Raw genomic sequence first — 18,835 nt, 5'->3', positions numbered from 1 at the left:
GGAAAACGTTACCCTATGCAACTTGAATTTTTCGCACTTGCCCGAGGTTACCCCCGTGTTTTCCCAATTCGCCCTGCACGAACGCCTGCTCAAAGCCGTGGCCGAGCTGAAATTTGTCGAGCCGACGCCGGTGCAGGCAGCGGCCATTCCCCTGGCCCTGCAAGGGCGTGACCTGCGGGTGACCGCGCAGACCGGCAGCGGCAAGACCGCCGCCTTCGTCCTGCCGCTGCTCAACCGCCTGGTCGACCTGAAAGGTGGACGGGTGGAGATCCGCTCGCTGATCCTGCTGCCGACCCGCGAGCTGGCCCAGCAGACCCTCAAGCAAGTGCAGCTGTTCTCCCAGTTCACCTACATCAAGGCTGGCCTGATCACCGGCGGTGAAGACTTCAAGGAACAGGCCGCGATGCTGCGCAAGGTCCCCGATGTGCTGATCGGCACCCCGGGCCGCCTGCTGGAGCACCTCAACGCCGGCAACCTCGACCTGTCCCACGTGCAGATGCTGATCCTCGACGAAGCCGACCGCATGCTCGACATGGGCTTCGCCGAAGACATGGAGCGCCTGTGCAAGGAGTGCGAGCAGCGCGAGCAGACCCTGCTGTTCTCCGCCACTACCGGCGGCGCGGCCCTGCGCGACATCATCGGCAAGGTGTTGAAGGACCCTGAGCACCTGATGCTCAACAGCGTCTCGCAACTGGCCGAGGGTACTCGCCAGCAGATCATCACCGCCGACCACGACCAGCATAAAGAGCAGATCGTCCAGTGGCTGCTGGCCAACGAGACCTTCGACAAGGCGATCATCTTCACCAACACCCGCGCCCTGGCCGACCGCATCTACGGCCACCTGGTGGCCAAGGACGTGAAGGCCTTCGTGCTGCACGGCGAGAAAGACCAGAAGGACCGCAAGCAGGCCCTCGAGCGCTTCAAGCAGGGTAGCTCCAAGGTGCTGGTGGCCACCGATGTCGCCGCCCGCGGCCTGGACATCGACGGCCTCGACCTGGTGATCAACTTCGACATGCCGCGCAGCGGCGATGAGTACGTGCACCGTGTGGGGCGTACCGGCCGTGCCGGTGGCGAAGGCCTGGCGATCTCGCTGATCACCCACAACGACTGGAACCTGATGTCGAGCATCGAGCGCTACCTCAAGCAGCAGTTCGAGCGCCGCGTCATCAAGGAGGTCAAGGGCACCTACAATGGGCCGAAGAAGGTCAAGGCCTCGGGCAAGGCCGCCGGCAGCAAGAAGAAAAAGGTCGAGAAGAAGACCGGTGCCGACAAGAAGGGCGCCGCCAAGAAAAAGCCGACCGCCAAGCCCAGGAGCAATGCCCCGCTGGCCAGCGCCGATGGCCTGGCCCCGTTGAAAAAGCGCAAGCCAGCCGCTGAGTAAGCGCTTTGCGGTCAGCCCGCCATCGCAATGATGGCGGGTAACTTCGCGCCTTCCCCAGGTGCTTGTAGCTCATTTCCCAAACTACCTTTTTGCCCCGGCATTTTGTCGCCAGCCCACCAGACGCCTATGGCATTTGTAGCTAAGGAGGCGTAGCGTATGTACGTATGTAAATACGATTGCTTAACCCGATTTGAGTGGGATCAGCAAAAGAACCTGATCAACATCCGCAAGCATGGCGTCGACTTCGACGATGTTACGCTCATGTTTCGCCAGCCGATGCTGGTGCTGCGTGATGAGCGGTTCGCGTACGAGGAACCGCGCTGGATCAGCATGGGCTGGATCAATGCCTGGGTCTGTGTGGTGGCCTACACCGAAAGGCAGGGTGATGTGATCCGAGTCATTTCCGCCAGACGAGCAACTCGACGTGAGGAACAGCGCTATGTCGAAACCATCCGCAACCCCTGAGGAGCAACAGCCACCCGTCGATACCTCGGACATTCCCGAGCTCGACGATGATTTCTTCAGCCGCGCCGAGTTGCGCGTGCCCGCCAAGCAGACCGTGACCATCCGCCTGGACGCTGACGTTCTGGCCTGGTTCAAGGAGCAGGGCGCGGGTTACCAAACCCGCATCAACCAGTTGTTGCGCCAGTACATGCAGGCCCAGCAGCGACGCTGATCTCGAGGCGGGTCAGGTTTTTTTCTCCGCCGCTTTCAGTTCATGGATGCGTTTATCGATCAGCTGGCATTTGTCCGGCAGGTCCTTGCTCGCTGATTCGAGTTTCATGCCCTGGAGCTCGTCATTGATCTCCTTGGCTTTTTGCGGGTTCTGCTCGGTAAGTTGGCTGACCAGCCCAGCCAGCTCCTCCCGTTTTTGCGTGGCCTGTTCAGGCGTGCAGGCCCAGGTGGGCAAGGCGCACAGCAGGCTGCCCAGGCAGGCGACAGACAAGAGCAGTTTCATTCCTTCGACCTCCGGCAATGGCTGTACAGGGTGGAGGTGCCGTATTGGCTGGAAGTTCAGTCTATTCCCCGACCTCGTCTCCCTCTTTTCACTCAGGTGTCGAACCTCATGTATGACGACCTACAGCCCCACACAACGGGTGGCCTGCTCGCCAGCCTGACGCGCAGCCATGTCGACAGCCTGGCCGAACTGAGTAAAAGCTATCCCCAAGTCCCCAGCGACTATGTGTCTTTCCTCCAGACCCTGGGATGGGGCGAGATCGGATCGTCCGCGTTCATGCTGTACGAGGGCTTGCTCGCGCCAGGGCAGATTTATGCCGATGAGGACGACTCTCTGGCGGGCATCGTCCTGTTTGGCGACGACTTGCAAGGCTACTGTTGCGGTTTCGATACGCTAAAGGGCTGGGAGGTTGTCGAAATCGACCCGGTCAGCCGCACGGCGCACGCCGTGGCCGACAGTTTCTCCAGCTTCATTCGCGATCTGCTGGACGATCTGGCATGAGTGCGAACGTGCGCAGAAGGTGACCCGCAATCACGCCGTCTCGCCGCTCACCGCCGGACAGCTCGACCGGATTTTCGTTGGAACGCTCGCCGTTAGGTGCCAGTCCCACGCTGTGTAGTCCATCTGGCCACAGCAGGAGGCCTTTCCATGAAGACTTACGACTGGGACCTGATCGAGCGCTTGCTGCACGAGGTGCAGAACGGCGCCGGTCACAGCTTCACCCCACGCCCCTACGCCGAGCAACATGCCGCGGCCCTGGCCGCCGAGGGCCAGGCGCCAGGTGATCTGGACCACCTCAAGACCCGCGCCTGCGAGTACGAAAAGCTGCTTTTCCAGCGCGAGTACATCGCCAGTCGACCTGAGGACGACGGCGGCAACGGCGAGAACTTCGTCCTTACCGAGCGTGGTTCGCGCCTGCTCAGCATGATCGACAGCAGCATCCCCGGCTTCGAGCACCCGCGCCAGGTGCTGGACCAACAGGACGACGCGTTGGACGAGATCACCTTCGACCGCGTATCCGCCGAGGCACGAATCGCCGGGGGCGCAATTTAGGCTGGTGTCGGCAGGGCTCGGCGTCTAATAATCGGGATCCATTCCACTGCCGAGCCTTGCCCATGATGTTGCAGCAGCCAAGGGGGCGCACATGATTGCGGCCCGCAAGAACCCAGACGCCTTCGCTTTTCAGGTCATGCTGGGGCTGTGCCTGGTCTGGGGTTGCCAGCAGGTGCTGATCAAGTCGGCCGCGGTGGATATCGCCCCGGTGATGCAGGCGGCCCTGCGCAATGGCATTGCCGCGCTGCTGGTCGGCTTGCTGGTGTGCTTTCGTGATGGCTGGGGGCAGGTGGGCATCACCTGGCGCGCCGGGCTGCTGGCGGGGGCCTTGTTCGGGCTGGAGTTCCTGTTCATCGCCGAAGGGCTGAAGCTGACGTCGGCGGCGCACATGTCGGTATTTCTCTACACCGCGCCGATCTTCACCGCCCTGGGGCTGCATTTCATGATACCCAGTGAGCGCCTGCGCCTACTGCAGTGGCTGGGCATTCTGCTGGCCTTCTGCGGCATCGCCCTGGCCTTCGCCGGGGGCGTGTCCCTTGCCCAACTGGATGGGCGGATGCTGCTGGGCGACGGCCTGGCGATCCTGGCCGGGTTGGCCTGGGGCGCGACCACCGTGGTGGTGCGTTGCTCGCGGCTGTCGGAGGCGCCGGTGACCCTGACCTTGTTCTACCAACTGGCGGTGGGGTTCGTCGGGTTGGTGGCGATCGCCTTGTTCAGCGGGCAGATCATGGATGTCGCGCTGACGCCTTTGGCGGTGGGCAGCGTGTTGTTCCAGGGCATCGTGGTGTCGTTCATCAGCTACATGACCTGGTTCTGGTTGCTGCGCAAGTACCTGGCGTCGAACCTGGCGGTGTTCTCATTCATCACGCCGCTGTTCGGCGTGACCTTTGGCGTGCTGCTGCTGGATGAACCGCTGAGCCTGAATTTCGTGATCGGCGCGGTGATGGTGCTGTTGGGGGTGATCATGGTCAGTGCCGAGGGCTGGGTACGCCAGCAGTTGCGCAAGGTCGTGGGCTAGGCTCTGTACGAAAAGCCTTGATACTCGGTGATGCTGCGTTGAAAACAGCCTCGGAATGCTCATTTACAACCCGTAAAGTCGTGCGCGACTCCGACCGTTCCTCGGCTGTTTTCGCCTTGCCTGACCTTCGTCTCAAGACTTTTCATACAGACCCCAGGGGGGAGCCGTTCGCCGGCAAGGCCGGCGAACACTGGTTCAGCGAGTTTGCCCAAGGTGGGCGCAGACCGCCGAGCGCGACACACCACCGGCCAGCACCAACACCCCGGCCAGCCCCAACCCCAGCGCCGCCAGCACCAGCGCCGGTTGCAAGCCTCCACTGAAATGGCTGCTCAACGCCGCCAGCAACGGCCCGCTCAACTGCCCCAGGGCAAAGCACGCGGTCAGCAGCCCGGCGTTACGTTGCGTGGCATGGGGCGCCAGTTCCCGTGAGCGTTGCATCACCAGTTGCATGCAGGCCAGGAATGGCCCGCCGCATAGCAGCACGCCCAGGCCCAGGCCGATACCTCCGCCCAACAGGCACGCCAGTACCCCCAGGCCCTGCAGCCACAGCGTGGCGGTCAGCCAGGTTTGGCTGCGGCCGGGGCGACGCAGGCTGGCTACCACTACCCCAAGCGCCGCGGCCAGGCCGAATGCCGGCCAGAACAGGTCGGCCAGCCATTGCCCTTGAAACTGCTGATTGGCCATCTGCGCCAGGAAGGTCGCGGGCAGGATGTAGCCGAGACCGTAGAGTGCGTAGACCAGCCCCAGGCGGCCGATGCCCGTGCCCTCGATAGGCCCGCTGGGCACCGTCACGGGCGCGGTTTCCAGTGCCCGTGGCAGCCACGGCAGCAGCGCCAGCAGCATCACCAGGGCAGCCACGCCATAGACCAGCCACAGCGCTGCCGAGTCCAGCCCCCGGACATGGGCGGCCAGGGCCAGCAAGCCGGTCAGCGCGATGCCGACGCCAGGGCCGGCGAACACCAGGGCACCGAGTCTTTGCCGTCCATGGGCATTGGCCAGTTGCTGGCTGAGGCTGGTGATCATCACCAGTACCCAGGCGCTGGCCACGCCGGTGCCGAAGCGCAGCAACAGGTGGCTCCAGAAGCCGTCAGCGGCCCAGGACGCCAGGGTCAACAGCACGCATAGCCACAGGCCACCGTGCAGGCGCAGGCGCACCTGGGCCGGTTGGCGGGCAAACATGCCATCCACCGCGCCAAGGAAGTAGCCCAGGTAATTGGCGGCGGCGATCAGGCCACCGGCGGTCAGGTCGAACTGGCCCTCGGCAATCAGCCGCGGCAGTTGCGGGGTAAGGGCAAAGCGGCCGATGCCCATGGCCATCATCAGCGCCACGGCGCTGGCCAGCAGTTGCATGAAGGGCGACATGGAAGCTCTCCTGCTCGAAAGAGTGCGATGGTTGGCAGGGTAGGGCGGATTGACTTTCAATAAAATTGAATAATCATGATCAAGTTATTCTGTTTTGGAGAATGTCGTGGAGTTCAGCCAACTGCGCATCTTCCAGGCTGTGGCCGAGGAAGGTTCATTGACCCGCGCCGCCGAGCGCCTGCACCGGGTGCCGTCGAACCTGTCGACGCGCCTGCGCCAGCTAGAAGAGCAGCTAGGCGTGGACCTTTTCCTGCGCGAGCGCCAGCGCTTGCAGCTGTCGCCGGCGGGCAAGGTGCTGCTAGATTACGCCAACCGCCTGGCGGCCCTACGCGACGAGGCCATGGCGGCGGTGCAGGGCGGTCAGCCGGCCGGCGACTTCGTGCTCGGCACCATGTACAGCAGCGCGGCCACCCATCTGCCGGCGTTGCTGGCGCGTTATCACCAGGCCTATCCGGCGGTGAACCTGCAAGTGCGTGCCGCGCCCAGCGGCGAGCTGTTCGAGGGCCTGCTCAACCATGCCCTGGATGCGGCGCTGGTGGACGGGCCTCCAAGCCTGGCCGGGCTGGATGGCGTGCCCTTGTGCGAGGAAGTGCTGGTGCTGATTACCAGCCCTGAGCACCCGTCGGTGCTGACGGCCAAGGATGTGGCGGGCAAGGCGGTATTCACCTTCCGCCAGGGTTGCTCCTACCGTATGCGCCTGGAGGCCTGGTACGCCCATGCCCATACGCCCATGGGGCGGGTGATGGAGATCGAGTCTTATCAGAGCATGCTGGCCTGCGTGATTGCCGGTGCGGGGGTGGCGTTGATGGCACAATCGATGCTCGACAGCCTGCCGGGGCATGAGCGGGTGCGGGTGCATCGGTTGCAGGCGCCGTTCGATCAGGCGCAGACCTGGCTGATGTGGCGCCAGGGCATGCGCGGGGCGAACTTGCAGGCCTGGATCGACTTGCAACAAAGCGAAACGATTGACCGACCGTCGGAAGCTGCCATCAGCGCTTGATCCGGGTCAAAATCGCCCATATGTGTAAGTACAGAGGCATGCGCAATACAGGACATGGGACTATGATCTGTATGAAGCATCGCAGAATTGATTGACCGTGAGGCTGACCCGTCAAGGGGGCAATATGAACCAACGCATGTACAACTGGCTCCACGACCTCGCCGTCGCCTTGGGCTTGCTCCCGCCACCGCTGCAGCCGGTGCCGATCCCGACCGACGAAGAACAGCGCAAGCGCCAGCCGCGTCGGCGCTGACCACCGCCAAAAAGGCCGCCGCATCTTGTGGATGCGGCGGCCTTTTGCGTTTTACTGGCAAGGCCCCTTTTACAAGGGGTTGGCGTGGAAGTGGCCTCAGGCCAGGTTCACCGTCGCCACCGGCTTGTGCGAAGCCAGGCTGACCACCACGAAGCTCACCAGGCCGATGGCCAGGCTGTAGTAGATCGGCGTGTTGGCTTCCAGGCCATCCTTGAACATGAACAGCAGCGCGGTGGCAAAGCCCAGCGACATGCTGGCGATGGCCCCGGCGGTGGTCGCGCGCTTCCAGAAGATCGCGCCGATCAGCGGGATCAGCATGCCGCCCACCAGCAGGTTGTAGGCCAAGGTCAGGGCGCTGATCACATCGTTCACCGCCAGGGCGATGCCCAGCACCACCAGGCCGGTGAGCAGGGTGAACAGGCGGTTGATGCCCAGGCTCGACTGCTTGCCGCCACGCAGTTTCGGCAGCAGGTCCTCGGTGAGGGTGGTGGAGGCGGCCAGCAGGCCGGCACTGGCGGTGGACATCATCGCGGCCAGGGCGGCGGCCATCAGCAGGCCACGGATGCCTTCGGGCAGTTGGCCCTTGATCATCTCGGCGAAGGCGTTGTTGGGGTTGGCCAGGTCTGGCATCAGCACGTGGGCGGCCATGCCGATCAGGGCGCAGGCCAGGCCGTACAGTACGCAGTAGACACCGGCGGTGGTGCCGGCGCGCTGGCAGACCTTCTCGTCGCGGGCGGTGAACACCCGCTGCCAGATGTCCTGGCCGATCAGGATGCCGAAGAAGTAGATCAGGAAGTAGGTGATGATGGTGTCCCAGCCGATGGTGGTCCAGCTGAAGCTGGCCGCCGGTAGCTTGGCCACCAGGGCGTCCCAGCCACCGGCCTTGTACAGGCACACCGGCAGCAGGATGAACATCAGGCCCACGGTCTTGATCACGAACTGGACGATGTCGGTGAGGGTCAGCGACCACATGCCGCCGATGGTCGAGTACACCACCACCACGCCGCCGCCGAACAGCAGGGCCATCCAGAACGGCACGTCGAGCAGCACCTGCAGCACGGTGCCCATGGCCAGGGTCGAGGTGACCGCGATCATCAGCGCGTAGGCGAGCATGATCGCCGCGCTGGCCTGGCGCGCCATCGGGTTGTAGCGGCGTTCCAGTACCTGGGTGACGGTGAAGATCTTCAGGCGCAGCAGGGGTTTGGCCAGGAACAGGTTGAGGGCGATGATCCCCAGCCCCAGGGCGGCGCATAGCCAGAAACCGGAAATACCATGGACATAGCCCAGGCGCACGGTGCCCACGGTGGAGGCGCCGCCGAGCACGGTGGTGGCCATGGTGCCCATGTACAGGGTCGGGCCGAGGTTGCGCCCGGCCACCAGGTAGTCTTCATGGGTCTTCGCGCGTCGCATGCCATACCAGCCGAGGCCGAGCATGCCGGCGGCATAGATCAGTACAACGATGATGTCCAAGGCCATTGGGGGTCTCCCGATTATCTTTATTATGGCGAGATCGGCCGCCTGGACGGTTCACGGCGCCCGGCGGTCCTTTGTGGTGTTGGCGGGCCTCTATGGCCCTCCCGAATGGCTCCTGCCGGGGTCAAGCAATTGCATGCAGCGCAACGCCCTGTGTGTAGGAGCGGTCTTGTGCCGCGAAAGGGCTGCAAGGCAGCCCCGGCGTTCTCTGCGAAAACGCTGAAAACCGGGGGCGCTATGCGCCCCTTTCGCGGCACAAGGCCGCTCCTACAAAGGACGGTGCTTGACGGCTAGCGTCGCACCACGCCCGGCAGCACGCAGAGCATTTCGAACAGCAGGTTGGCCCCCAGCAGCGAGGTGTTGCCGGTGGTGTCGTAAGGCGGGGAAACCTCCACCAGGTCGCAGCCGATCAGGTCCAGACCGTGGCAGCCGCGGATGATCTCCATCGCCTGGATAGTGGTCAAGCCGCCGATCTCCGGGGTGCCGGTGCCGGGCGCCCAGGCCGGGTCGATGCCGTCGATGTCGAACGACAGGTACACCGGGCCTCCGCCGACTTTTTCGCGCACCTCGGCCATCAGCGGTTCCAGCGACTTGTGCCAGCACTCCTCGGCCTGGACCACGCGGAAGCCCTGGCGGCGGCTCCAGTTGAAGTCGTCGGCGGTGTAGCCCTGGGCGCGCAGGCCAATCTGCACCACGCGGTCGCAATCGAGCAGGCCTTCTTCCACGGCGCGGCGGAAGGTGGTGCCGTGGGCGATCTTCTCGCCGAACATGTGGTCATTGACGTCGGCATGGGCGTCGATGTGCACCAGGCCGATCTTGCCGTGCTTCTTGTGCAGGGCGCGCAGGATCGGCAGGGTGATGGTGTGGTCGCCACCCAGGGTCAGCGGGATGATGTTGTGCTCGAGGACCTCGTCGTAGGCCTCTTCGATGATGCGCACGGCGTCCAGCAGGTTGAAGGTGTTGATCGCCACGTCGCCGATGTCGGCGACCGACAGCGAGTCGAACGGCGCGGCGCCGGTGGCCATGTTGTAGGGGCGGATCATCACCGATTCGGCGCGGATCTGCCGGGGGCCGAAGCGAGTGCCCGAGCGCAGCGAGGTGCCGATGTCCAGCGGCACGCCGATGAAGGCGGCATCGAGCCCTTCGGCGCTTTGCAGGTGGGGCAGACGGAGCATGGTGGCGATGCCGCCGAAACGCGGCATTTCGTTGCCGCCCAGTGGTTGGTGGAGAATCTTGTCCACGGTGGGCCTCATCAGTCGGTCGATTGTTCTGTTTGTTCGAACCTGTGCCGCCGCGCGCCTTCCTGGTCGGGTGATGCCGGCGGGCAGGGGCATTTCGCCGCAGTCTGCGCAAGGTAGTGTCCGGGAAGAATCGCTACCGACAAATACTTACTTCAGGAATTTCTGAACTATCGCTGCGAGGCGGGTTAGACTCTGGCTACCTTCAGCCCGTGGAACCTCGCGTCATGGCCTCTTCGCTGCCCGACTTGAAACTGCTGCGCATCTTCGCCAGCGTGGTGCGCCACCAAGGGTTCGCCAACGCCCAGCGCGACCTCAACCTGTCGACCTCGGCCATCAGCACCTACATGAGCCAGCTGGAAAGCGCCCTGGGCCTGGTGTTGTGCCATCGCGGCCGGGGTGGTTTCAGCCTGACCAGCAAAGGCGAGCTGTTCCACCAGGAAACCTTGCGCCTGCTCGGTGAGCTGGACGGTTTCGAGCAGTACGCCGCCGCGCTCAAGGGCGAGCTGCGCGGCACCCTCAACCTCGGGGTGATCGACTCCACCGTCGGTGACCGCGCGCTGCCGCTGGCCGAGGCCATTGGCGCCTACAGCCAGGAGCACCCGGCGGTGCATTTGCACCTGTCGGTCTCCAGCCCTTATGAATTGCAGTTGGGCGTGCAAGACAACCGCCTGGACCTGGCCATCGGTGCGTTTTCCTCGCGCATGAGCGGGCTGGTGTACCAGCCGCTGTACCGTGAGCAGCACTGGCTGTATTGCAGCAGCCGCCACCCATTGTTCGCTGAGCGGCGCATCCCCGAACCGGTGATCACCCAGCAGCGCATGGTTGGCCGCGGCTATTGGAGCCAGGCCGAGCTGGCCCGGCATGGCTTCAAGCACAGCGCGGCCACTGTGGAGAGCATGGAGGCACAGTTGATTCTGATTCTCTCCGGCGCCTACATCGGCTACCTGCCCGAGCACTATGCCCAGGCCTGGGTCGACAAGGGCGACCTGCGGGTGTTGTCGCCGGCGACCTTCGGCTACCAGGCGCCGTTCTCCCTGATCATTCGCCGTGGCCGCAGCCGGGAACCCTTGATCCAGACGTTCCGCGACCTGCTCAAGAGCCAGCTGAACGTCGGTTGACCACGGTTGGGTTGATACCGTTCCGTCAGGACTGGCAAATTTCCTACAAAACTTGACCGCTGGCGTGCTGGCCTTCTGCTAAATATCTACTTGCTTTGATGATTTTCCCATTCATCTGGATAAGCAAGGGACCGCCAACGATGCGCATGAATTTGCCCGTCACTGAGCACGAAAGAACCTTCCCCCAAGACCAGCGGCTGATCTCCACCACCGACCTGAACAGCCGCATCACCTACTGCAACGACGCATTCGTGGCCATCAGCGGTTTCACCTACGACGAACTGGTGGGCCAGCCGCATAATCTGGTCCGCCACCCGGACATGCCGCCCTCGGTGTTCGGTCATATGTGGGACACCATCAAGCAAGGCAAGCCGTGGATGGGTGTGGTCAAGAACCGCGCCAAGAACGGCGACTTCTACTGGGTCAGCGCTTATGTCACGGCGGTGTACGAGAACGGTCGCATCAGCGGCTACGAGTCGGTGCGCTCGGTGCCGACCCGCGAGCAGATCCGCCGTGCCGAACAGCTCTACGCGCGTTTGCGTGCCGGGCGTTCGGCAGTCCCCGTGGTGGCGCGCCTGGCCCATGGCATCGGCCATGGCTGGCCGTTGATCGGCGCCGGCCTGGCTTCGGCCGCCGGCTACCTGTGGCTGCCTCCTTATGCGGCCCTCGGCGTGTTGATGGCCAGCCTGCTGGCGGCCTGGTACGTGGTCGAGCACCGGCAGAACCAGTCGATCCGGCGTACCCTGCAGGAGCATCCCAAGGCCTTCACCAGCCCGCTGGTGGCGCTGACCTACAGCGACAACCCGGGCCTGCAGGGCCAGCTCGACCTGGCGATCATCAGCGAAGAGGCACGCCTGCAGACCGCGCTGACCCGCCTGGTGGATGCTGGTATCGGCGTCAAGTCGCGGGCCGCACAGTCCGCCGATCTGTCCGATGCCCAAGCGCAGATGCTCGACCGCCAGCGCAGCGAGACCGACCAGTCGGCCACCGCCATCGCGCAGATGGCCGCGACCATCCAGCAGGTGACCCATAACGTGCAGAGCACCGCCCACGCCGCCAGTGACGCCGACCAACTGGCGCAGAAGGGCAGCGACCTGGCCGAGCAGAGTTTGCGCGCCATGGGCAGCATGAACGAGGCGGTGAGCGATATCGGCCAGGCGGTCAATGCCCTGGCCGAGCAGACCCAGTCGATCGGCAGCGTGGTGGATGTGATCACCTCGATCGCCGAGCAGACCAACCTGCTGGCGCTCAATGCCGCCATCGAGGCGGCGCGGGCCGGCGAGCAGGGCCGGGGCTTCGCGGTGGTCGCCGACGAGGTGCGTTCGCTGGCCCAGCGCACCCGCGCCTCCACCGAGGAAATCCACCACATCATCTCGACCTTGCGCTCCGGCGCCGACCGGGCGGTGGCCAGCGCCAGTCGCGGGCAGCAGATTTCCAGCGACAGCGTGCATAGCGTCGAGGCGGTGCAGGAAGCCCTGGCCGGGATCGCCCAGGCGGTCAGCCGCATCACCGGCATGAGCCAGCAGATGGCCACGGCCTCCGAGCAGCAGAGCCATGTGGCGGAAGACATCAACCAGCAGATCGTGCGCATTGCGCATCTGTGCGACGAGAGCGCCGGGCAGGCCAAGCAGGGGGCCGAGATCAGCCAGGACCTGGAGCGCATGGCGGAGTACCTGCACAGCCTGGCGGAGCGGTTCAACCGATAAGGCCTGGTTTGCAGGCCCATTCGCGGCTAAAGCCGCTCCCACCCCTGTGGGAGCGGCTTTAGCCGCGAACACCGGCATAGCCGGTGCCAGGCACCGCGTCGCCTGGTTAGCGGTGGTTCGGTGCCCCGCTGAACCACTCCCACAGGGGCTGAGCAGGTTTGTCCGAGATGGGCCACAAAGCGGGCCCAAAACCCCAGCCTGTGGCAAAATCCCTCGGCCAACGGAGACCCCTATGCCTAGACCCCGCTGCGAGCGCTGCCAGCGTCCGCTCGCCCATTGCCTTTGCCCGCTGATCCCACAGCTCGACAGCCGCACCCGCGTGGTCGTGCTACAGCACCCCAGTGAAACCGCCCACGCGTTGAACACCGCGCGCCTGGCAACCCTGGGCCTGGTCAATGCCGAACTGAGAGTCGGCGAGGTGTTCGAAGACCTGCCTGCCTTGCTGGCGACACCGGGCTATCGCCCGGCATTGCTATTTCCCGGTGACCAGGCGGCGATCCTGCAGGCGTATGCAAGCGCCGACGCACCGCCGTTGCTGCTGATCGTGCCCGATGGCACCTGGCGCAAGGCGCGCAAGCTGCTGTACCTGAACCCGCTGCTGGAGGCCCTGCCACGGGTCACCCTGGGTGAGGTCAAACCCTCCCGCTACCGGCTGCGCAAGGCACCGGAGCCGGGGGCGGTGTCGACCTTGGAGGCAATCGTGCAAGCGCTGGATGTACTGGAGGCACCGGCAGCATTCGACGGGTTGCTCAAGCCATTCGAGGCGTTGATCGAGGGGCAGATCAGGGCGATGGGCAGCGAAACCTTTGAGCGCAACCATGGCCATGGCTAACCATCACCGCTCGCGCAGCGCCTCGGTGCGGGCCTTGAGCACCGGCTTGAGCAGGTAGTCCAGCACGCTCTTCTGCCCAGTGATGATATCCACCGTGGCGACCATCCCCGGAATGATCAGCAACGGCTTGTTGTCGCCGCCCAGGTGGTTCTTGTCGGTGCGCACCTGGATCAGGTAGAACGCGTTGCCCTTGTCGTCGGTGACGGTGTCCGCGCCAATCAGCTCCAGCTTGGCCTTCAGCCCGCCATAGATGGTGTAGTCGTAGGCGCTGAACTTGACCATCGCCGTTTGCCCCGGGTGCAGGAAGGCGACGTCCTGCGGCCGCACCTTGGCCTCGATCAGCAGGTTATCCTCGATCGGCACGATTTCCACCAGGTCGCTGCCGGGCTGCACCACGCCGCCGATGGTGTTGACCTTGAGCAGCTTGACGATGCCACGCACCGGTGAGACCACCGTGGTGCGGTTGACCCGGTCGTCGATGGCGATGCTGCTGGCGGTGATCTTCGACAGTTCCGTGCGCTTGTCGTTGAGTTCCTTGGCGGCGTCGGAGCGGAAGCTGGCGTCGGACTCCTGGACCTTGCTGCGGATCTCGGCGATGGCCGCCTCGGCGCGAGGGATCGCCAGGTTGGTGGCGTTCAACTGGCCACGGGCCTCGACGCTGCGTTGCTTGAGGCGCAGGATTTCCACCGGCGAGATGGCGCCCTTGCCGACCAGCGGCGTGGACATGTCCAGCTCTTGCTGCAGCAGGCCTACCGCTGAGCGGTACTGGTCGACCTTGGAGCGGAACTCGGCGAGTTCCTGGGTCTTTTGTCGCAGCTGTTCGTTGAGGGTCTGCTTTTCGCTGGCCAGGCGCCGCTGGCGCGATTCATACAAGGCGATCTCGTCCTCGGCCACCTGTGGCGCCTTGGCCCGCACTTCGTCGGAGAGCACGAACGGGCGGCCCTCGGCCTCGGCCGACAGGCGCTCGACCTGGGCCGTGAGGGCATAGCGGTCGGCTTCGCTCTCGCCCTTGTTCGACTTGAAGCGGGTGTCGTCCAGACGCAGCAGGGTGGCGCCCTTGTCGACCATCTGCCCTTCGCGCACGAAGATCTCGGTGACGATGCCACCCTCGAGGTTCTGCACCACCTGCACCTTGCTGGAAGGGATGGCCTTGCCCTCGCCGACGGTGACCTCGTCGAGCACCGCGAAATTGGCCCAGACCAGGGCCACCAGCAGCAGGATCGCCGCCAGCCACACGGTGAGGCGCGACAGGCTGGGCGAGTCCTGCAAGGTGGCGCCGACCAGCTCCGGCATGTAGTCGCGCTCGGCGCGGCTGTCGGTGCCGTGGAGGTAGCTGCGTATGCTGTGGCTGAGGGACATACATTGCCTCCTGGAAACTGGTCTGCTGTAGGCGCGGGTTTGTCCCGCGATCACGGGCGTGGCCCGTGCCAGGCTCCGCGTTGCCTTGATCGCGGGACAAGCCCGCTCCTACAGGGATGGTTGTGGTATCACAGCGCCGCGCCGATGCGGCCCTTGCGCAGCGCGTCGATGACCGCATCCTTCGGCCCGTCGGCGACGACCTTGCCGTTGTCCAGCACCAGCAGTCGGTCCACCAGGCTGAGCATCGAGGTGCGATGGGTGACCAGCAGCAGGGTCTTGCCCGGGACCCAGTCGAGCAGGCGCTGGCGCAGTTGCTCCTCGCTGCTGTTGTCCATGTGGCTGCTGGGCTCGTCGAGGATCAAGATCGCCGGCTCCAGCAGCAGCGCCCGGGCCAGCAGCACCGCCTGGCGCTGGCCGCCGGACAGCAGTTGGCCGCGCTCGCCCACCGGGCGGTCGAAACCTTGCGGGTGCTGGCGGGCCAGCTCGCTCACGCCGGTCAGCTCGGCCACCTCGAGCATGCGCGCGTCGCTGACATGCCGGGCGCCCAGGGTCAGGTTGTCACGCAGGCTACCGGCCAACAGCGGCAGGTCATGGGCCACGTAGCCGAGCTGGCTGCGCAGGTCGGCGATGTCCAGCTGGCGCAGGTCGAGGTTGTCCAGCAGCACCTGGCCTTCGTCGGGGTGGTGAAACCCCATCAACAGGCGTGCCAGGGTGCTCTTGCCCGAACCACTGCGGCCGATGATGCCGATGCGCTCGCCGGGCTTGAGGCTGACGCTGACACCGTTGAGCGCCGGCGCGACCTGGCCGGGGTAGCGGAAGGTGACATGGCTGACGGCCACCGCGCCGCGCAGCGTGGTGTGCTCCAGCGCCTGCTGCCGCGCTTCGCGCTCCTGGGGCAGGCTCATCAACGCATCGGTGCTGCGCATGGTCACTTGCGCCTGCTGGTAGCGGGTGATCAACCCGGCGATCTGGCCGAGCGGGGCGAGCACCCGGCTACCGAGCATGTAGCTGGCCACCAGGGCGCCGACGCTGAGATTGCCGGCGATGATGCTGTAGACCCCGGCGACGATGGTGGCCATGCCGCAGAACTGCTGGATGAACAGCGTGCCGTTGCTGGCCAGCGACGACAGGTTGCGGGCGTGGGCGTCGAGGCGGGCGATAGCGGCGTTGGTGTGTTCCCACTGGTACTGGCGCTCGCTTTCGGCGCCGCAGGCCTTGAGGGTTTCCAGACCGCCGAGGGTCTCGATCAGCAGGGCCTGGCGCACGGCGCCGAGGCTCAGGCTCTTCTGCACGGTGTCGCGCAGGCGCACCTGGATGAACAGTGCCAGCCCCACCGCCACCGGGAAGGCGACCAGCGGAATCAGCACCAGCCAACCGCCGAGCAGGCCGATCACCAGCAGCATGAGGGCGACGAAGGGCAGGTCGATAATGCTGGTCAGGGTGACCGCGGTGAGGAATTCACGCAGGCCCTGGAAGTCGTGGATGCTCTGGGCGAATCCGCCGATGGTGGCCGGGCGCGCCTTCATGCTCATGCCGGTGATGCGTTCGAACAGGGTGGCGGAGAGGATCAGGTCGGTCTTCTTGCCCGCCTGGTCCAGCAGGTGGGCGCGGACCATGCGCAGCACCAGCTCGAAGGCGGTGCCGATGAACAGGCCCGCGACCAGCACCCACAGGGTCGACAGCGCCTGGTTGGGCACCACCCGGTCGTAGGTCTGCATGACGAACAGCGGCACCATCAAGCCCAGCAGGTTGATCAAAAGGCTGGCCAGCAAGGCGTCGCCGTACAGCCAGCGGGAGTGGCGCAGGGTATCGCGGAACCAGGCGTTGACCCGTGGAATCAACGGTGCGCGCACATCTTCCAGGGTGTGCCGTGGGCGGGCGAACAGGGCCTGGCCACTGTAGGCCGCGGCCAGGGCTTCATGTTCGACCCACTGCTCGCCACCTTCGGCCTCGCATGGCAGCAGCAATGCCCGGCCATTGTCGCCCCAACGCTGCAGAACGGCGCTGCGACCGTCGTTGAGAATCAGCAGCACCGGCAGGTTGAGGGCGGAAATCGCCGCCAGCTCGCGTTGCAGCACCCGCGCCTGCAGCCCGGCGCGGGCAGCGGCGCGCGGCAGCAGGGCCAGGTCCAGGCGCTGCTGGGCCAAGGGCAGGCCGCTGCACAGGCTGGCGCGGCTGGCCGGGCAGCCGTGCAGCTTGCACAGGATCAGCAGGCCATCGAGCAACGGATCATCAACATCCAGGCGCGGTTGCGCGCTTTGCAGACTGGTCACGATGGCCTACTCCTGTCGCGGTGGACGGGAACCGGGCGCTGGCAGGGCTTCCCTGTTCGTCCAGGCCTCAACGCATATCGGGCAACCTTGCCTCGTTGCGTACTTCGCTCTTGGCGATGGCTTCGGGCGGCAGCGAGATACGCTGCTTGCTCAGCAGCTCACCCATGTTCGCCAGCAGCCGGTACATGGAGAACTCTTCGGTGTAGCGCACTTCGGTGTAGCGCCGATTGGCGTTGTACAGTTCGTTCTCGCTGTCGAGCAGGTCGAGCAGGGTACGTTGGCCCAGGCCGAACTGGTCCTGGTAGGCGGCGCGCACGCGTTGGGTGGTCTCGGCGTACTCGCGTGCGCTCGGGGTCTGCTTGCGCGCGTTGTTCATGGCGTTCCAGGCCAGGCTCAGGTTCTCGTTGAGTTCGCGCAGGGCATTGTTGCGGATGTCCATGGCCTGGTTGATCTTGTGCGCGTCCGATTGCAGGCGGGCCTTGTCGCTGCCGCCGCGGAACAGGTTGTAGCTGAGTTCGACGCCGGCCTGCCAGTCGTTGTTGTCATGGCCTTTCTGGCCGCCGAGGTTGTTGTTGGCACCGGTGGCCAGCACTGCGTCCAGGCGTGGGTAGAAGGGCGACTTGGCCACTTCGTATTGCTGTTCGGCGGACTGCACGTCGGCCTGGGCCGACTTGAGGTAGGGGTTGTTTTCCAGCATGCCCTGGCGCGCGGCGGCGATATCGGCCGGCACCTCGGCCTTGATGGTGCTCGGTGCTTCCAGCTCGTCGGGCATGCGTCCGACTACGCTGAAGAAGTTGGCTTCGGCATCGGCCAGGTCGACCTCGGCGGTGTCCAGGTTGTTTTCGGCCAGGGCGCGACGGGCGCGGGACTGGTCGAGGTCGGCGGTGCTACCCACGCCGCGCTCGCTACGCAGGCCGATCTGGTCGTTGACCCGCAGGTGTGCTTGCAGGTTGTTGCGGGCCAGGGTCACCAGTTCGCGGCGCTTGAGCACTTCGAGGTAGACCTCGACGGCGCGCAGGGCCACGGTCTCGGCGGTGGCCTGGGTGTAGTAGGCGCGGGAGTTGGCCACCGCTTCGGTACGGCCGACTTCGTTGGCGGTGTTGAAACCGTCGAACAGCATTTGCCGCAGGCGCAGCTCGGACTGGGTGTAGTTGAGCGTCTCTTTGTTGTGGTTGCGCCTGCCGTCGGCATCGAAGGTACGGGTATTGGTGTTGTCCGAGCGCTGCCGGCCGTAGCCGGCCACCAGGTCAACGGTTGGGTAGTACCCCCCGCGGGCGAACTTCACATCCTCGTCGGCCGACAGGCGGCTGTTACGGCTGGCGCTGATTTCAGGATGCTGGTCCACGGCGTTCTGGACAGCCTCGGTGATCGACATCGCCTGACTGTTGGCACACGCCATGGCCAACAAAATCGCACTGGTGATGGGGGTTAAAGCGCGCATGGGGTACATCTCCCTGGTCTCGAATAAGTCCTGCAGTTCGCCAAAAAAATGACGAAAAATGGATATCAAACCGTTTCAGGTTTGTAACAACAGAGCTAAGAACATTTATCGGGCGAGCTAAGAAGATTTTTTCATAAGCTATATGCGAAAAAAAACTTATGCGGTCTAAGGAATCCGGGACATTGTTTCATTCAAGTGGCTGCGGGAACTGGTCGGGACTGGCGGTTTTCGGGCTTCGCGGAAAGTTCCAGATTTTTTGCAGCTAAGGAGATAGGGGAGGAGGGCAAAAGCGGAATTTGGCGACAAAAAAATGGCACTCGATAATGGCCATTCTCCATCACCGCTTACGCCGCAATCGTCACAAGGA

Annotated in this window: 18 protein-coding genes and 1 pseudogene; 12 read left to right on the top strand and 7 right to left on the bottom strand. The window is 64.6% G+C overall.

Annotated features, from left to right (window positions below):
* Positions 1–55 precede the first annotated feature (55 nt).
* The 3 genes from HU772_RS17780 (at position 56) to HU772_RS17770 (ending at position 2,057) form a co-directional block, all read left to right on the top strand.
* Positions 56–1,381, top strand: a complete 1,326-nt coding sequence (locus HU772_RS17780) for a DEAD/DEAH box helicase (RefSeq protein WP_186661229.1) — start codon at positions 56–58, stop codon at positions 1,379–1,381.
* Between the two features lie 156 nt (positions 1,382–1,537).
* Positions 1,538–1,846 carry a BrnT family toxin gene (locus HU772_RS17775; protein WP_186661230.1) on the top strand — a complete coding sequence of 103 codons (309 nt, stop codon included), beginning with the start codon at positions 1,538–1,540 and terminating at the stop codon, positions 1,844–1,846.
* Positions 1,821–2,057 carry a BrnA antitoxin family protein gene (locus HU772_RS17770; RefSeq protein ID WP_186661232.1) on the top strand — a complete coding sequence of 79 codons (237 nt, stop codon included), beginning with the start codon at positions 1,821–1,823 and terminating at the stop codon, positions 2,055–2,057. The genes HU772_RS17775 and HU772_RS17770 overlap by 26 nt, the downstream gene beginning before the upstream one ends.
* 12 nt (positions 2,058–2,069) lie before the next feature.
* Here the strand turns inward: HU772_RS17770 and HU772_RS17765 are convergent, their stop codons facing one another.
* Positions 2,070–2,339: a hypothetical protein gene (locus HU772_RS17765; RefSeq protein WP_186661234.1), complete on the bottom strand. Its 270-nt coding sequence runs from the start codon at positions 2,337–2,339 to the stop codon at positions 2,070–2,072.
* Between the two features lie 108 nt (positions 2,340–2,447).
* Here HU772_RS17765 and HU772_RS17760 point away from each other — a divergent pair, with 108 nt between their 5' ends.
* The 3 genes from HU772_RS17760 to HU772_RS17750 all read left to right on the top strand — a co-directional run bounded on the left by HU772_RS17760 (position 2,448) and on the right by HU772_RS17750 (position 4,410).
* The gene (locus HU772_RS17760) at positions 2,448–2,840 is read left to right on the top strand and encodes an SMI1/KNR4 family protein (protein WP_186661236.1); all 393 of its coding nucleotides are present in this window, start codon (positions 2,448–2,450) and stop codon (positions 2,838–2,840) included.
* Positions 2,841–2,987: 147 nt separating this feature from the next.
* Positions 2,988–3,392, top strand: a complete 405-nt coding sequence (locus HU772_RS17755) for a transcriptional regulator (RefSeq protein WP_186661237.1) — start codon at positions 2,988–2,990, stop codon at positions 3,390–3,392.
* 91 nt (positions 3,393–3,483) lie between these two features.
* Positions 3,484–4,410, top strand: coding sequence for a DMT family transporter (locus tag HU772_RS17750; protein WP_186661239.1), 927 nt, complete (start codon positions 3,484–3,486; stop codon positions 4,408–4,410).
* 195 nt (positions 4,411–4,605) lie between these two features.
* Here HU772_RS17750 and HU772_RS17745 read toward each other — a convergent pair whose 3' ends face one another.
* Positions 4,606–5,772 carry a YbfB/YjiJ family MFS transporter gene (locus tag HU772_RS17745; protein ID WP_186661240.1) on the bottom strand — a complete coding sequence of 389 codons (1,167 nt, stop codon included), beginning with the start codon at positions 5,770–5,772 and terminating at the stop codon, positions 4,606–4,608.
* Between the two features lie 106 nt (positions 5,773–5,878).
* On the opposite strand from HU772_RS17745, the gene ptrR reads away from it, so the two are divergent.
* Both ptrR and HU772_RS25095 read left to right on the top strand, forming a co-directional pair.
* Positions 5,879–6,772 (top strand): putrescine utilization regulator PtrR, encoded by an 894-nt coding sequence (ptrR, locus tag HU772_RS17740; protein WP_186661242.1) that lies wholly within the window; start codon positions 5,879–5,881, stop codon positions 6,770–6,772.
* Positions 6,773–6,896: 124 nt separating this feature from the next.
* Entirely contained in the window at positions 6,897–7,025 is a 129-nt protein-coding gene (locus HU772_RS25095) for a PA1414 family protein (protein WP_256660254.1), read from the top strand.
* Between the two features lie 96 nt (positions 7,026–7,121).
* On the opposite strand, the gene HU772_RS17735 is transcribed toward HU772_RS25095, so the two are convergent.
* A complete protein-coding gene (locus HU772_RS17735) occupies positions 7,122–8,501 on the bottom strand; it encodes a sodium:solute symporter family protein (protein WP_186661244.1) in 1,380 nt (459 codons plus the stop codon).
* 287 nt (positions 8,502–8,788) lie between these two features.
* Positions 8,789–9,739 carry an agmatinase gene (gene speB, locus HU772_RS17730; RefSeq protein ID WP_186661245.1) on the bottom strand — a complete coding sequence of 317 codons (951 nt, stop codon included), beginning with the start codon at positions 9,737–9,739 and terminating at the stop codon, positions 8,789–8,791.
* A gap of 224 nt (positions 9,740–9,963) precedes the next feature.
* Here speB and HU772_RS17725 point away from each other — a divergent pair, with 224 nt between their 5' ends.
* The 4 genes and pseudogenes from HU772_RS17725 to HU772_RS17715 all read left to right on the top strand — a co-directional run bounded on the left by HU772_RS17725 (position 9,964) and on the right by HU772_RS17715 (position 13,395).
* Positions 9,964–10,857, top strand: a complete 894-nt coding sequence (locus HU772_RS17725; RefSeq protein ID WP_186661247.1) for a LysR family transcriptional regulator — start codon at positions 9,964–9,966, stop codon at positions 10,855–10,857.
* 98 nt (positions 10,858–10,955) lie between these two features.
* Positions 10,956–11,300: pseudogene (locus tag HU772_RS25310) on the top strand (PAS domain-containing protein); the annotation flags it as partial.
* Between the two features lie 234 nt (positions 11,301–11,534).
* Positions 11,535–12,563 carry a methyl-accepting chemotaxis protein gene (locus tag HU772_RS17720; RefSeq protein ID WP_437182446.1) on the top strand — a complete coding sequence of 343 codons (1,029 nt, stop codon included), beginning with the start codon at positions 11,535–11,537 and terminating at the stop codon, positions 12,561–12,563.
* 232 nt (positions 12,564–12,795) lie between these two features.
* Positions 12,796–13,395: a tRNA-uridine aminocarboxypropyltransferase gene (locus HU772_RS17715; protein ID WP_186661250.1), complete on the top strand. Its 600-nt coding sequence runs from the start codon at positions 12,796–12,798 to the stop codon at positions 13,393–13,395.
* 3 nt (positions 13,396–13,398) lie between these two features.
* Here the strand turns inward: HU772_RS17715 and HU772_RS17710 are convergent, their stop codons facing one another.
* The 3 genes from HU772_RS17710 to HU772_RS17700 form a co-directional block, all read right to left on the bottom strand.
* A complete protein-coding gene (locus tag HU772_RS17710; RefSeq protein WP_186661252.1) occupies positions 13,399–14,754 on the bottom strand; it encodes an HlyD family type I secretion periplasmic adaptor subunit in 1,356 nt (451 codons plus the stop codon).
* A gap of 128 nt (positions 14,755–14,882) precedes the next feature.
* Entirely contained in the window at positions 14,883–17,027 is a 2,145-nt protein-coding gene (locus HU772_RS17705) for a type I secretion system permease/ATPase (RefSeq protein WP_186661254.1), read from the bottom strand.
* A 67-nt stretch (positions 17,028–17,094) separates the two neighbouring features.
* A complete protein-coding gene (locus HU772_RS17700) occupies positions 17,095–18,468 on the bottom strand; it encodes a TolC family outer membrane protein (protein ID WP_186661255.1) in 1,374 nt (457 codons plus the stop codon).
* Positions 18,469–18,835: the final 367 nt, after the last annotated feature.

The sequence above is a fragment of the Pseudomonas xantholysinigenes genome (assembly GCF_014268885.2).
GTDB classification, from domain to species: domain Bacteria; phylum Pseudomonadota; class Gammaproteobacteria; order Pseudomonadales; family Pseudomonadaceae; genus Aquipseudomonas; species Aquipseudomonas xantholysinigenes.
The sequence above is the reverse complement of the archived record's forward strand: the minus strand, read 5'-3'. Positions and strand labels throughout refer to the sequence as shown.

Excerpts from the sequence above, each read along its gene's own strand:
- HU772_RS17775 (WP_186661230.1), top strand. The coding sequence starts at position 1,538 with ATGTACGTATGTAAATACGATTGCTTAACCCGATTTGAGTGGGATCAG.
- HU772_RS17770 (WP_186661232.1), top strand. The coding sequence starts at position 1,821 with ATGTCGAAACCATCCGCAACCCCTGAGGAGCAACAGCCACCCGTCGAT.
- HU772_RS17765 (WP_186661234.1), bottom strand. The coding sequence starts at position 2,339 with ATGAAACTGCTCTTGTCTGTCGCCTGCCTGGGCAGCCTGCTGTGCGCC.
- HU772_RS17760 (WP_186661236.1), top strand. The coding sequence starts at position 2,448 with ATGTATGACGACCTACAGCCCCACACAACGGGTGGCCTGCTCGCCAGC.
- HU772_RS17755 (WP_186661237.1), top strand. The coding sequence starts at position 2,988 with ATGAAGACTTACGACTGGGACCTGATCGAGCGCTTGCTGCACGAGGTG.
- HU772_RS17750 (WP_186661239.1), top strand. The coding sequence starts at position 3,484 with ATGATTGCGGCCCGCAAGAACCCAGACGCCTTCGCTTTTCAGGTCATG.
- HU772_RS17745 (WP_186661240.1), bottom strand. The coding sequence starts at position 5,772 with ATGTCGCCCTTCATGCAACTGCTGGCCAGCGCCGTGGCGCTGATGATG.
- HU772_RS25095 (WP_256660254.1), top strand. The coding sequence starts at position 6,897 with ATGAACCAACGCATGTACAACTGGCTCCACGACCTCGCCGTCGCCTTG.
- HU772_RS17735 (WP_186661244.1), bottom strand. The coding sequence starts at position 8,501 with ATGGCCTTGGACATCATCGTTGTACTGATCTATGCCGCCGGCATGCTC.
- HU772_RS17725 (WP_186661247.1), top strand. The coding sequence starts at position 9,964 with ATGGCCTCTTCGCTGCCCGACTTGAAACTGCTGCGCATCTTCGCCAGC.
- HU772_RS17720 (WP_437182446.1), top strand. The coding sequence starts at position 11,535 with ATGGCCAGCCTGCTGGCGGCCTGGTACGTGGTCGAGCACCGGCAGAAC.
- HU772_RS17715 (WP_186661250.1), top strand. The coding sequence starts at position 12,796 with ATGCCTAGACCCCGCTGCGAGCGCTGCCAGCGTCCGCTCGCCCATTGC.
- HU772_RS17710 (WP_186661252.1), bottom strand. The coding sequence starts at position 14,754 with ATGTCCCTCAGCCACAGCATACGCAGCTACCTCCACGGCACCGACAGC.
- HU772_RS17700 (WP_186661255.1), bottom strand. The coding sequence starts at position 18,468 with ATGCGCGCTTTAACCCCCATCACCAGTGCGATTTTGTTGGCCATGGCG.